General features: G+C 59.1%; 11 protein-coding genes and 1 pseudogene. 8 read left to right on the top strand and 4 right to left on the bottom strand.

From position 1 onward, the window contains the following. Positions 1-115 precede the first annotated feature (115 nt). Positions 116-1,332, top strand: a pseudogene (locus tag PV407_RS02330) (IS3 family transposase). 570 nt (positions 1,333-1,902) lie between these two features. Here the strand turns inward: PV407_RS02330 and PV407_RS02325 are convergent. Beyond that, positions 1,903-2,868 (bottom strand): cation diffusion facilitator family transporter, encoded by a 966-nt coding sequence (locus tag PV407_RS02325; RefSeq protein ID WP_332088253.1) that lies wholly within the window; start codon positions 2,866-2,868, stop codon positions 1,903-1,905. A gap of 1 nt (position 2,869) precedes the next feature. Further along, on the bottom strand, positions 2,870-4,201 hold the full coding sequence (locus PV407_RS02320) for a hemolysin family protein (protein WP_332088252.1): 1,332 nt from the start codon (positions 4,199-4,201) through the stop codon (positions 2,870-2,872). Positions 4,202-4,453: 252 nt separating this feature from the next. Here PV407_RS02320 and PV407_RS02315 point away from each other — a divergent pair, with 252 nt between their 5' ends. Then, entirely contained in the window at positions 4,454-5,239 is a 786-nt protein-coding gene (locus PV407_RS02315; RefSeq protein WP_332088251.1) for a DUF1836 domain-containing protein, read from the top strand. Between the two features lie 147 nt (positions 5,240-5,386). After that, positions 5,387-6,745, top strand: coding sequence for an N-acyl-D-glucosamine 2-epimerase (locus PV407_RS02310; RefSeq protein ID WP_332088250.1), 1,359 nt, complete (start codon positions 5,387-5,389; stop codon positions 6,743-6,745). On the opposite strand, the gene chrA is transcribed toward PV407_RS02310, so the two are convergent. Further along, positions 6,740-7,963 carry a chromate efflux transporter gene (chrA, locus tag PV407_RS02305; protein WP_332088249.1) on the bottom strand — a complete coding sequence of 408 codons (1,224 nt, stop codon included), beginning with the start codon at positions 7,961-7,963 and terminating at the stop codon, positions 6,740-6,742. The genes PV407_RS02310 and chrA overlap by 6 nt on opposite strands. Before the next feature lie 111 nt (positions 7,964-8,074). On the opposite strand from chrA, the gene nagA reads away from it, so the two are divergent. Beyond that, a complete protein-coding gene (nagA, locus tag PV407_RS02300) occupies positions 8,075-9,274 on the top strand; it encodes an N-acetylglucosamine-6-phosphate deacetylase (RefSeq protein ID WP_332088248.1) in 1,200 nt (399 codons plus the stop codon). 216 nt (positions 9,275-9,490) lie between these two features. Continuing rightward, on the top strand, positions 9,491-9,784 hold the full coding sequence (locus PV407_RS02295; RefSeq protein ID WP_332088247.1) for a Dabb family protein: 294 nt from the start codon (positions 9,491-9,493) through the stop codon (positions 9,782-9,784). A gap of 423 nt (positions 9,785-10,207) precedes the next feature. On the opposite strand, the gene PV407_RS02290 is transcribed toward PV407_RS02295, so the two are convergent. Next, positions 10,208-11,596 (bottom strand): MFS transporter, encoded by a 1,389-nt coding sequence (locus tag PV407_RS02290; RefSeq protein ID WP_332088246.1) that lies wholly within the window; start codon positions 11,594-11,596, stop codon positions 10,208-10,210. A gap of 113 nt (positions 11,597-11,709) precedes the next feature. Here PV407_RS02290 and PV407_RS02285 point away from each other — a divergent pair, with 113 nt between their 5' ends. From PV407_RS02285 to PV407_RS02275, 3 genes are all read left to right on the top strand, one after another. Next, the gene (locus PV407_RS02285) at positions 11,710-12,078 is read left to right on the top strand and encodes an ArsR/SmtB family transcription factor (protein ID WP_332088245.1); all 369 of its coding nucleotides are present in this window, start codon (positions 11,710-11,712) and stop codon (positions 12,076-12,078) included. 152 nt (positions 12,079-12,230) lie between these two features. Continuing rightward, positions 12,231-12,710 carry a hypothetical protein gene (locus PV407_RS02280; RefSeq protein ID WP_332088244.1) on the top strand — a complete coding sequence of 160 codons (480 nt, stop codon included), beginning with the start codon at positions 12,231-12,233 and terminating at the stop codon, positions 12,708-12,710. A 41-nt stretch (positions 12,711-12,751) separates the two neighbouring features. Beyond that, positions 12,752-13,060 carry a Dabb family protein gene (locus PV407_RS02275; RefSeq protein ID WP_332088243.1) on the top strand — a complete coding sequence of 103 codons (309 nt, stop codon included), beginning with the start codon at positions 12,752-12,754 and terminating at the stop codon, positions 13,058-13,060. The last annotated feature ends 97 nt before the right edge of the window (positions 13,061-13,157 follow it).

Here is a 13,157-nt window from a genome sequence, read left to right as displayed (position 1 = left end):
GACAGCCTCGGCCAAAACCGTGCATCGAACAGGCCGAATGAGCGGGAATTCTGCGACTAGAATAAAAAGTGGACACACGTTAAGAATGAAACTTAACGAAAGGAGTGTCCTATGTATGGGAGAAGTGAGGCAACGGTATAACGAAGAGTTTAAGAAACAAACCGTTAAGTACATTCAAGAACAAACAAAGACGACTCAGCAGATTGCGGAGGAACTCAATATTCCAGTAGGTACCCTGTATGATTGGGTAGCGAAGTATCGAGACTTCAAGAATGAGATAGAGGTGGATAGCCGCGAAAAGATACGCGAACTGGAGCGACGTTTACAAGAAATGGAACGTGAAAATCAAGAAAAAGAGCGCGAGAACCTAGACCTGCGCGAGGAGCTGTCCATCTTAAAAAAAGCCATGCACATCTTCAGCAAACCAAGGAACTGAAGTTCCGATTCATCGAAAATCATCGCTCCGAGTTTCGAGTGGAGAAGATGTGCGAAGTGCTTGAGGTTTCCAGGAGCGGTTATTACAAATGGAGGGCGACAAAACCGAGCCCTCAAAAGGTACGCAAAGCCAAGGTGCAGGAGCGAATCCGGTTTCATTTCTACGATTCCGAGAAACGGTACGGCAGTCCGAAAATTACCCATATGCTGAAGCTAGAAGGCCTGCATGTAAGTGAGCGTACGGTGAGCAAATACATGAAAGAAATGAACCTGCGATCCTGCGTCGCACGAAAGTTCAGGGCGACAACTACCGATTCCAAGCATGACCTTCCCATTGCGCCTAATGTGCTCAATCAAGAGTTTACCGTACCGGAGCCGAATCGGGTGTGGGTAGCGGATATTACGTACATCCCATGCCGAGAAGGCCGATTGTACCTGGCCAGCATTATGGACCTCTGTACGCGAGAAATTGTGGGCTGGGGGCTTGGGCTTGGAGATCGAATGACGGCCGAACTCGTTCTCCAGGCACTGGAGGACGCGTATAAGGCCAAGAAGCCGAAAAAGGGGCTTATCCACCATTCCGATCGCGGCTCGCAATATGCGTCTGCAGATTACCGGAGCAAGTTGGAATCGTACAACATGACAGCCAGTATGAGCCGCAAGGGTAACTGTTACGATAACGCCTGCATCGAGTCGTTTCACAGCATACTGAAGAAAGAATTGATATACTGCAAAAAAATGAAGACCAAGGAACAAGCATATGAAGAAATGTATCGATACATCGAGTTCTTTTACAATCGAAAACGGATCCACAGTGCACTCGGCTACATGTCGCCGGTTCGTTTTGCAGCCCTATTTCATAGTGGGGGTGACAGAAAAAACGTTCAAGTTTGCTAAAGGGGCTTTACATGGAGGGGCGGGCATGATAGGCTGGCTAGCCGCAGCGATGCTATGGTCCAATAGGCATCGCCCGATCGCGAGAAGTCATGCCCGCCGGAGGCTCCATGTCAAGCCGCGGCTGTACCGTAATTCTCAGAATGCAGTGTCCACTTTCTTGACAGAAGTCCATTCCTCCCGGTAATTTAGCCGGGGGTCCCGTTTTAGGAGCATGTAAAGGAAAACCTCCCGTTATTCTCGCCGAAATTGCGCTTTTGTCCCATGTAAGGCCGATTTAACAGGAGCTTTTCCCTTTATCCCCAACGGATTCCGAACGGGCTGATAAATAGCGGGAGGAATTCCTGTAATTTCCTGCGTGGAAAAGAAGTATGTGCGACTGGATCGCTCGCAATGCCATTGCCTTCTGACGAAAAAAGGCTGCGATCGACTCGCAGCCTTCTTGGACAGGACTTTGCCGGGCTCCATATGCGAATGCATTCTATTTCGAAGGAGGCGGCCGGGCTCCACATGCGAATGCCGTCTACTTCGTCGGGATGCCGCCGGGCTGCAGCTTCGACGCTTTCCACTTCGTCACGACGGCGCCGCATTCCAGGTGCGGACGCCGTCTTCCTCCAATATGCCGAGCGTCACGTCGGTTATGTCCGGGTCGCGGAGCAGCAGCATCGTGAGCCGCAGCTTGATATCGTCGGCGTCGGCGAGCGAAAGTCCGACGCGAAGCTCGACGTAGCCTTCGACGTGATAAGCCCGCCCTTCCTGCAGCACGCGCAGCCGGTTGATGTCGCGAACGTCGGGATCGGACAGCAGCAGCTCGGCCACTTTCGTCTCCACGTCCTTCGGAGCGGCTACGCCGATCAAACCGACCATATTGTCGTACCCGACCTTGAACGCCACGACGATCATCAGATAGCCGATCAATATCGTAGCGACGCCGTCGAGCAGCGCGAAATCGGAAAACTGCGTCACGACGACGGCGATCAAGGCGAGCGTCGCCCCGAGCGTCGCAACGATATCTTCATAGAACACGAGCCGGGTCGGCGGCGCCGCGCGCCCGACGTTGCGGAACGCCGAGGGGATGACGGACGCGCCTTTCACTTCGACGCGGGCTTCCCGGTTAATTTCTTTCATCGCCTTCCACAAAATGGCGCCGTCGATGACGATCGCGACGAGCAAAATCCAGAAGTTCAGCCAAAAGCTCGTCGCCGCCGCCGGGTGGGCGAGCAGGTGAATGCCTTCCCGTATCGTTTCGTAAGCCATAAACGATACGACGAGCACCGCCGCCATGCAAAATAAATTGATGACGCGGCCGAAGCCGGTCGGAAACCGTTTCGTCGGCTTGCGCTCCGCCAGCACGCTGCCCGCGAACACGAAGCCTTGATTGACGGCGTCGGCGACCGAATGCATCGCCGAGGCGAACATGGCGCCGCTTCCGCTCATAGCGGCGCCGATTCCTTTCACGACCGCGACGCCCGCATTGCCCAGCGCCGCCATCAGCGACGAAGTATTGCCTTTCTTAAGAAGCTCCCAAGTCGTACCCATTTCATTCTCCTCGATTGGCGGCGGTTTCGAAAGACTCTTGTTCGGGCAAATCGTGCTTCACGATTTCCACTTTGCGGATGCGGTGCCGATCCTTCTCGCGGACGACGAACGTATAGTTGCGGAAATGCCACTCGCCGCCCTTCTTCAAATCCGCATTCAGACCGTACAGCCATCCGCCGATCGTATCCGGACCGTCGCTTTCGATGCGGATGCCGAGCAGATCGTTCAAATGACCGATCGACACTTTCCCGTCCACGATCCATCTTCGATCGTCGATCGGTTCGATTTCCTGGCGCTCCTCCTCGTCGAACTCGTCGCGAATTTCACCGACGATTTCCTCCAAAATGTCCTCGATCGTAATCATCCCCGACGTGCCGCCGTATTCGTCCATCAGCACGGCCATATGGACGCGCTCCCGCTGCATGTTCCGCAGCAGCGTCTTGATCGGAATCGTATCCGGGGCTCTCATGACCGGGAGAATCAACTCGGACAGCTCGAGATTCGGGTTGTCGCCGAGCCGCAAAAAAAGCTGCTTCGTGTTGACCATGCCGACGATTTCGTCCTTGTCATGGCCGGCTACCGGAAAGCGGGTGTACTGTTCTTCTTTGACGATGCGCAAGTTTTCTTCCGTATTATGTTCCAAATATAAGCAAACCATATCGGTACGAGGCACCATAATTTCGCGGGCGAGCATTTCGTCGAAGGCGAAAATGCGGCTGACGTATCCGTACTCGGTATTGTTAATTTTTCCGCTTTCGTAGCTTTCGGTCAAAATGATGCGCAGCTCCTCTTCCGAGGCCGCTTCTTCGTGCTCCTTGGCCGGCTTCATGCCGAACAGGCGGACGAGCGCATTGGCCGAGCCGTTCAACAACCAAATGAACGGGTACATCGCTTTGTAAAAAAACATGATCGGTTTCGCCGTGATCAGCGCGATCCGTTCCGCCTTATGGATGGCGACCGTTTTCGGCGCAAGCTCGCCGAGCACGACGTGGATATAGGTCATGAGCAGGAACGCGACCAGAAACGACAAAAACGAAATCGCCTCGCCGGGCAAGTGGAGCGGCTCCAGCACCGGATGCAGCAGCTTCTCGACCGTCGGCTCGCCGAGCCATCCCAGGCCGAGCGCCGTAATCGTAATGCCGAGCTGACAGGCGGACAAATAGCCGTCCAGGTTGTCGGTCACTTTTTTCACCGCGTCGGCGTTTTTGCGCCCTTCCTGCACGAGCTGGTCGATGCGGCTTGCGCGAAGCTTGACGATGGCGAACTCGGTCGCCACGAAAAACGCGGTGAGGGCGATCAACAAAGCGACCAACAACAAATTGAGAGTAATCATTCCGTCCTCCATTTCGGATGAAATATTTTTTAGAACTCCATCTATATAAGTTCTTATGAACCTATAATACGAAACCGTCTTCCGAAGTGCAAAGCCGGAATCGACCTGTATGAGCGGAAAAACGGGCAAATTCGCCGTTGGGCGGGGCGACGGGCATCCCGCTCTTTTATTTTCGGGCGGGCTTTGACATTCTTCCGGCTAAGTCTTATCATAAGTTCATATGAACTTGAAATTTGCGGGAGGGAGAAACGCGTGGAGACGTTCTATTTAACGCGCAAGCAGATGGCCGGTTTGCTGCTGTCTCTGAAAGGGGAGACGGACAAAACTCCGATCGCCATGCTGCAGGAAGCGTGGGCGAAAGCGCACAAAACGGACGTGGAGCACGGCAAAACGCTCGGAGCGTTCGTTTCGACGTCGCTCCCGCCCATTTTCGAAAAAATTATCAAGATGAAGCAGACGGGGGAAGGGTTTTCGCTGACGGATATCGTCGCCCTGGGGAATCAAATCGAATACAGCCATTATTCGGTGACGTCGATGCAAAATTGGGTGAAGCGGGACTTCAAAGACTTGATCGGCCCGCCCCGCAACGGAAAAAAATATTCGATCGATCAAACCGCCGTCCTGTTCATGATCGACGATTTGAAGGCGACGCTCGATTTCGAATCGATCCGCAAGCTGCTGACGCTCGTTTTGGGCGATCCGCAGAACGACGAGGACGATTTGATCGGCCCACTGCGGCTGTACGCCGCCTATTCCTCGATATTCGAGGAGCTCGACCAAAACAACGACCAGGTGCTGGACTTATCGGGGCACGAATCCGGGAAACGAAACCACGACCATATGCTGGAGCATATGCTCAAAGATATTTCCGGCAAATTCGCGGAAACGCTCCAATCGCTCAGCCGCGACCAGCAGGAGGCGGTCGGCAATACGGTGTTCATCGCGATGGTGTCGGTGCAGACGTCTTACTTCCAGTCGCTCGCGAGGCGGTATATGAACGCGACGCTGTTTTTGCACAAGCTTCACGGCGGCGCGTAACGAGGACATCATGATAAAGAAGCCGGGGGCGAATCGCCTACCCGGCTTTTGCGCCGCGACGATCGCATACGATCGCCCGCGTCCGAATACAACGGTATTATCGGACCCGGCCGGATCCGGGTGTTGCGGTGAAAGGAGGCGTGGAAGATGCGCATGTCGAATAAGGAAAGAGGCGTATTCGGTCCGAGCATCCAATTCGATCCGCTGTTCCCGTACTATGCGGACCGGTCGCCCGACAGCGTCGCCGAAGAAATCCAATCGGCGGGCTATTCGATCGTCCGCTATTTTATCGTCAGCGAGAAAAACGTCAAGGGCGAGCTGATCGAGGCGTTTCGCTCCCGGGGCATGTTCGTATGGGCGCTTGTGCTCGGCAACGGCACGTTTTCGACGGAAGGGTATCCGGACGATTGGCCGGATTGGCAGATGGGGCTGCTCAAGCCGTGCGACGACGGCTACAAGCGGTTCTCGTATTTCAGCGAGCGGTACGTAGCCTGGAAAAAGCGGGCGATCGCGGACGTGCTGTCGAATTACCGGTTCGACGGCATCGAAATCGCCGAGCCGTATTTTCCGGAATGGGACGGGATCCGGCGGGGCGTATACGGCGACGTGGGGCCGCTCGCCGCAAAAGCGTTCAAGCGGGCGTACGGAATGGAGATGCCGGACTTCGTCAATCGCCGGTCGCCGAACTATTACAAGACGAACAAAGCCGGTTACGACGCCTGGGTCCGGTTTCGGGTCGAAGCGGTGAACGGCTTTCTCGACGAGATGATCAACGGGAGCGGGGGGGCGCGTTCGGTCCGCCCCGATATCGCGGTCGCGACCTGGTCGCTCGCCGTCGACGCCGGAGCGGATTCGGTCGAGCGGCTGCGGGAAATGCAGGGCTTGGACGCCCCGGCGATGATCGCGCGGGTGAGGCCGGACTTGCACGTGCTGCAAACGCATTGGCCGGACTGGACGAAGCCGTCGCTGCCGGGCGATTACGTCCGACGGTACGAGCCGTTCGTCCGGACCATCCGGCGCGCCTTCCCGGACATTCCGCTTGCGGTGCAGGCGGACATCGGTTCGGCGCGGAACATGGTCAAAGGCCGGGAGTGGCTGCACGTATTCCATCAAACGGCGCGGAGTCTCCGCTATTCGTCGTGGACCGCTTACGAATTCCATATCGGCGGCACGATGTACGAGACGGCACCGTTTCCGTTTTACGGAACGCGGCTTTCCGGGTCGGAGCTGCTGATCGGCTTCAATAAACGGATCGACCCGGACAGCTGCCGGAAGCTGGCGGACCGGTTCGGCATCCACGAACGGGGCGAGTACCGGCGAGCCCGCACCGAATCGATCCGGGTGGACGGCAACCGGCTTTATTTGCGGGCGGAGCGGCTGCCGGACGGCCCGTTCGAGCTGGACATTCCGGCGATTCGCGACACTCCCGCCTTGTGGCTGTTTCCGGAGCGTCCGCCGAACGAGGTCGCGGCCGGCACGCGAATCGCCTTTCCCGGCAGGCTATAGCGCCGCGACCAGCGAGCCGCCTAAAGCGCCAGCCAGCACGACGAGCCACGGCGGCAGCTTCCAGAAGGCGAGCGCGGCGTACAGGACGGCCGCCAGCGCGAAGTCGGCCGGCTTGCCGACCGCGGCGACCGACAGCGGGCTGTACAGGGCCGCGAGCAGGATGCCGACGACGGCCGCGTTCGCTCCGGCCATGGCGGCTTGCGCGGCCGGATAGCGGCGCAGCGAATTCCAGTATGGCAGGCAGCCGACAACGAGCAAAAAGGCCGGCAAAAAGATCGCGATCGTTGCCACGACCGCTCCCGCCGCGCCTTTCATCGCCGCTCCGATGTAAGCGGCGAACGTGAACAGCGGTCCCGGGACGGCTTGCGCGGCGCCGTAGCCGGCCAAAAACGACTCCCGCGCGATCGAGCCGGCCGGCACGAACTCGCGCTCGAGCAGCGGAAGGACGACGTGGCCGCCGCCGAACACGAGCGAGCCCGACCGGTAAAAGCTGTCGATCATCGACAGCCAGACGCCGGGAGCGGCCAGTCGCGCGAGCGGAAGAGCGACGAGCAGCGCGGCGAACAACGCGAGGCAGACGACCGCGGTTTTTCGTCCGACCGGGACCTGCAGCGCGGGGGCGTCGTCCGCCGGCTGCTCCTTCGCGTATAGCAACCATCCGATCAAGGCGGCGCCTGCGATGGCGGCGACTTGACCGAGCGCGGACGGCCACAGCAGCGCGACGGCGGCGGCGCAGACGGCGATCGTCGCCCGGCTGCGGCCCTGCGCCAGCTTTTGTCCCATGCCGAGCACGGCTTGGGCGACGATGGCGACGGCGGCCAGATGCAGTCCGTGAATCGGTCCGGCCCCGGCGATATCGAAGCTTTGCCACACGATCGCGAACAATGCGAGCGCGACCGCGGACGGCAGCGTAAAGCCGAGCCAGGCGATCGCGCCGCCGAGCAGCCCGGCGCGGATCAGGCCGACGCCGATGCCGACCTGGCTGCTGGCCGGTCCGGGGAGAAATTGGCATAGGGCGACCAGGTCGGCGTAGCCGCGCTCGTCCAGCCATTTCCGCCTTCGTACGTATTCGTGATGAAAATAGCCGATATGAGCGATCGGGCCGCCGAACGAAGTGAGGCCGAGCTTTGCCGACGCGAGCCCGACTTCGGCCAAACGGCGGACGTAGCTTCGGTTTTCGGGCGCGGGAAGACCGTTTTCGGTACGGGTAGCGGTCATAGGACGATATCGTTCCTTTTTTGTCGTTTCTTTCTACTATATCACAGGCCGCGCAGCGATAGAGCGGCCAAACGCAAAGTTCGGCCATTTACCGAAGGGAGCTGTTGCACCATGAATCGCAAAATCGTTACGAACGTTCGCGCCGTAACCGAAACGTCGATCGTGCCGTCCGCCGCCGTCCTTGTCGCGGACGGGCGCATCGAGCGGATCGGGTCGGGAGAGGCCGCCTGGACGGGACTTGTCCCCGATGCCGAGCGAATCGACGGACAAGGGATGCTGCTCGTTCCGGGCATGATCGACGTTCATATTCACGGGGCGAACGGCTGCGACATGATGGACGGCACGGAAGAAAGCGTCCAGCAAGTGTCGCGGGCGTGCGCCGAAACCGGCTGCACCTCTTTTTTGGCGACGTCGGTCAGCTCCGATCTGGACTCGCTGCTCGCCATGATTCGCAGCGTGAAGCGGACGGTCGGACGCGAGAAGGGGGCGTCGATCGCCGGGCTCCATCTCGAGGGCCCGTATTTGAACGCGAAGCGCAAAGGGATGCAGAACGAAGCTTATTTGCGGCATCCGGACATCGGCGAGATGAAACGGATATTCGACGAGGCGGACGGGCTGATCCGCATGGTGACGATCGCCCCGGAGCTGCCCGGCGGCACGGAAATGATCGCCTTTTTGCGGGAGCGGGGAGCGATCGTCGCGGTCGCGCATTCGGACGCCACGTACGAGGAGGCGAAGCGGGCGTTCGCCGAAGGGGCGAGCCACGTCACGCACTGCTTCAACGGGATGCGGCCGATCCATCACCGCGACCCGGGGCTTGTCGTCGCGGCGTTCGAGGAAGAGCACGTCAGCCTGCAGGCGATCGTCGACCATGTTCATCTCCATCCGGCGATCGTGCGCCTGATGCACCGCGTCAAAGGCGCGGACAAAATGGTGCTGATCACGGACGCGCTCCAGGCGATGGGGCTCGGCGACGGAACGTATACGTTCGGAGGCCATCTCGTCCGGGTGAAGGACGGCGTCGCCTGTCTCCGGGACGGCACGCTCGCTTCGAGCACCGTCACGATGAACAAGGCGCTCCGGTATACGACCGAGCTCGGCATTCCGCTGACGGAAGCGGTCCGCATGGCCAGCACGACCCCGGCCGACATTCTCGGCTTGCGGGACGCGGGGCGCATCGCTCCGGGCTGCCGCGCCGACCTCGTTTTGCTGAACGACGAATTCGAGGTCGAGTGGACGATGATCGGCGGGGAGCGGAAGCGGGACAACGCTATCGATCGATCCGGGCGGCAGGATGACCGGCTTCCGTAGTCCGGAGGGACAAGCACAGGCGCATTCCGGCTACGAAGAAGTCGTCCGTCAATACGACGGACAGAGCGTTCCGGGGCGGAATGGCGAAGAAGCGGAGCCCAAACCGGCATTTCGCCTAACCGGCGCGGCCTCGGCTCCGCGCGACAGCCGATCGATTTTCGCCGTCACACATGGTATAGTGGACATGACTTATACATAGAAAAGAGGACAGCAGCCATGATCGATCATATCGTGCTCGTCAAGTTCGGACCGTCGACGACGCCGGAGCAGCTCGCCGAGGTCGTCTCGCGCTTCAAGGCGCTGCGCGGCCATTTGACCGGCGTCGTCGACCTGCAAGCCGGCCTTAACTTTTCGGACAAAAGCCAAGGCCATCAAGTCGTCTTGTCCGTCCGCTTCGAAAACCGGGCGGCGTTGGAGGCGTACGGACCGAACCCCAGGCATCAGGAAGTCGCCGCGTTTATCCGGGAGGTCGGCCGCGTCGACAGCATCGTCGTCGATTTCGAGCTGTAAAGGCGGCTCCGACAGTTAGGAGCAGCAAACAAACAAGCGGCCAGCGCCACGCGCTAGCCGCTTGTTTGTTTGTATAAGGGGAGTGCCGGGGAAGCCGACGATCGCGCCCGCCTCCGACCACTCTCGGCTTTTTCAACCGCGCCCCGCACCGATAGCCGATCGAGCCTAACGAACCGTAGAACCCTTATTTGCGTCAAAATGAATCATACATTAGCGTAATGAACCGGGCAGGTCTTATTCATCGGATATTGCGGCTTCCGGAGCGAGTTTGAGCCAAATAACGATACTCGGATTCGTTAAAACGAATCAGGCTAGAAATCGGCCTAAATAACGTTAACACGATTCGTAAGCGCCGGTCATGGAATCAGTCGGAGCCCGAAGCGGCCCGCTTCGTTCCGTTTACGCCTTCACGTCTTCACGCCTTCACGCCTTCGCGCCGGCGCGCCCGGCCGCGGCGGCCGTCGACCGCCGGTACAAGTACGCGCAAACGATCGCCGCCAGCGCGATGACCGCCATTCCCCAATAAATGTTGCCGTAGGCGATTCGCTGCGGCAGCCGCTGCTGGACGGCCATCGCGCTGGCCGTTGCCGCGACGCCGAACGCGCCGCTGAAAAATTGCAGCAGCTGGAACAGCCCGAGGCCCGAACCGATTTGCCGCGAGTCCAATATGCGCGACATTTCGTTCGAGATGCTGCTCGTCAGGAACGTGAACGCGACGCTGAGCAGCATGTAAATGAGCAGGATCGCGATATAGGTCGTCCCCGCGAACAACGCGAACAGCACTGCGGAAGCCAGGAGGAGCAGCGGGGCGTTGCGAATGATGCCTCCGTTGCCGAACCGGTCGATCATGGCGCCTACTTTGCGCGAAAGAAGCATGGCGAGCAGCGAGCCCGGGAAAATGACGAGTCCCGCTTCGATCGCGCTCAACCCGTATAAGTTCAGCAATATTTGCGGCATGATGAACAATGTCGCGAAGCTGCACAAGTACGCGCCGATCCCCACGGCGCCAAGCGTCAAATACGGCCGGTTCGCGAACAGCGACGGCTGCACGAAAGGATCGGCGGCCGTGCGGATGCGCGCGGCGAACAGGATGAGCGATACGACGCCGATCGTTAAGGCGAGCCACGATTGCGTCGTCAAAAACAGCAGCAGTCCGGTCGTCCCTATGCCGACGAACGCGGCGCCCCAAACGTCGAACGTGCCTTGTCGCGGCGTTTCTTCCGGAATCAGCTTCGCGAACGCGGGAACGAGCAGCAGCGTTAACGCCGTGACGACGAATAAATAATGCCAGCCGAGCAGCTGCACGATGGCGCCACCGGCGACCGGGCCGAGCCCGAGTCCGAGCGATGCGGCCGACATGATCGCGGCCATCGCCTTGCCGCGACGTTCGAGCGGAATATAGCGGCTGACGAGGACGAGCGACAAAGCCGGAATCGCACCGGCCCCGGACGCCTGCACGATGCGGACGGCGAGCAGCAGCGCGAAGCTGTTGCTGAAGCAGCCGACAATCGCCGCCAGGCTGAGCGATAACAGCCCGATTACGAACAACCGGCGGATCGGAATGAAATCGGCCAACCGGCTGTATGTAATGGAGGCTATCGCGAACACGATCGAGTAGCCGGTCACGATCCAGGAGACGACGGAGGTCGACATGCCGAAGTCGCGCGAAACGCTCGGCAGCGCCAAATTGAACATCATCGTGTTCATAATGACCATGACGATCGCGGCGCCGAGCATGGCGGTTATCGCCCGTTCCCGGACGGCCGCTTGCCCGGGAAAACGAGCCGTCGTTTCAGGAGAAGCTGTTGACATGACGATCCCTCGCTTTATGTTCTAATATTCGATGATAATCGAACAATAGAAATATAACACGCGATATGATAAAATTCAATCATCGGTTTTCATGGAAAAAAGGGGGTCCCGGCATGAAACCATTACATCATCCCGACCGTGACGACATTCAATTGACATCGGTGCTGTACGCTTTGAGCGATCCCGTCAGGCTGTATCTCGTCGCCGAGCTGTACAAGGCGGGGGAGCGCACCTGCGGCGATATGGACGTTCCGGTCGTCAAATCGACGCTGTCCCATCATTCCCGGACGCTGCGGGAAGCCGGCGTCGTCCGCGTCCGGATGCACGGCACGCAGCGGTTTCTGTCGATACGCTCGGACGATCTGGAAGCCCGGTTTCCCGGCCTGCTCGCCGCGGTGCTGCACGGGTACGAATCGTCCTGCGACGCCGCGCATTCCGGCGAAGATCCGGCCGACCGGTCCGGAGAGGGAAACGCGCGATAACGAGAACTCCGGCGCCGATCGATTCCGTCCGAGCCCGCGCGAGACCGTTTGACGATCCGGCATGGCGGACAAGCGGTCGCCGCGATCGGGTTCGAGCCGCGATCGTCGCGCCGGATCGAAACCAATTTCTATCCTTTGGAGGCAATCGAAGCATGCTCAGTTTCGAACAAAAGCTGGCGATCTTGGATTCGTTCCCGCAGCTGCGGCGCAAGCACGTATCGCTCGGGCGGGTCAATTACCATTACGAAGAAAGCGCTCGCGACAAAAAAACGGTCGCCTATCATCTGCATCCGAACGGCAACGGCTTCGTTTACGGCGGGCTGCTGCAAGGGTACCGGACAGACGAAAAAGGCTTCGTCAACGTTCGCGATTTTTCGGAGGACGAGCTGCGCGCCGTCGTCGAGCAGTCGATCCGCTCGCTGTCGGCGGCCCCGGACGTACGCGGCGAGGCAAGCCGGCAACCGAAGCGGGAACGGTGGATCGGCCCGAACAAGCACGTGCTGGAGGCGCGTTTCGAGGACGATTTATGGTACGTGTACGCCGGACTCAATCTCGATGCGGCGTTTGAGACGTACGACGAGCTGGAAACGTATATGCGGGAGGAAGGCTACTCGCGCATGGCGGCGGATTAACGTACATGGACGGATTTCGCGAACAAACAGGAGGAGTAACGATGTTCGAGCATTTGGTATGCTTCAAATTCAACGACAAATACGAACCGGAGACGGAACAGCGGCTGCTCGATACGCTGCTGTCTTTCAAAGAGCGCATTCCCGGCATCGTCGACCTGACGGCCGGCGTGAACGTGACGGAGGAAACGGACAATAGGCACGGCTACTCGCTCGGCCTTCGCATTACGTTCCGGGACCGGGAGGCGCTGCGCCAATACGGGCCGCATCCGGTTCATCGGCAGTTCGTCCGCATGCTGGACGGGATTCTCGACAATGTCGTTGTCGTCGACTACCCGATTCGGGCGGAGTAATCGCCGATCATGACTGGAAAAACGTCAGCTTGCCGACACATTCGTCGCGTTCCGCGGAACGGACGAGTGTGTTTTTCCGTTTGCGTCCATTTTTTTT

The organism is Paenibacillus sp. GYB003, from assembly GCF_036577625.1.
Taxonomy (GTDB): domain Bacteria; phylum Bacillota; class Bacilli; order Paenibacillales; family NBRC-103111; genus Paenibacillus_AB.
Note: the sequence above shows the minus strand (reverse complement) of the source record. Positions and strands in the feature narration are given on the sequence as shown.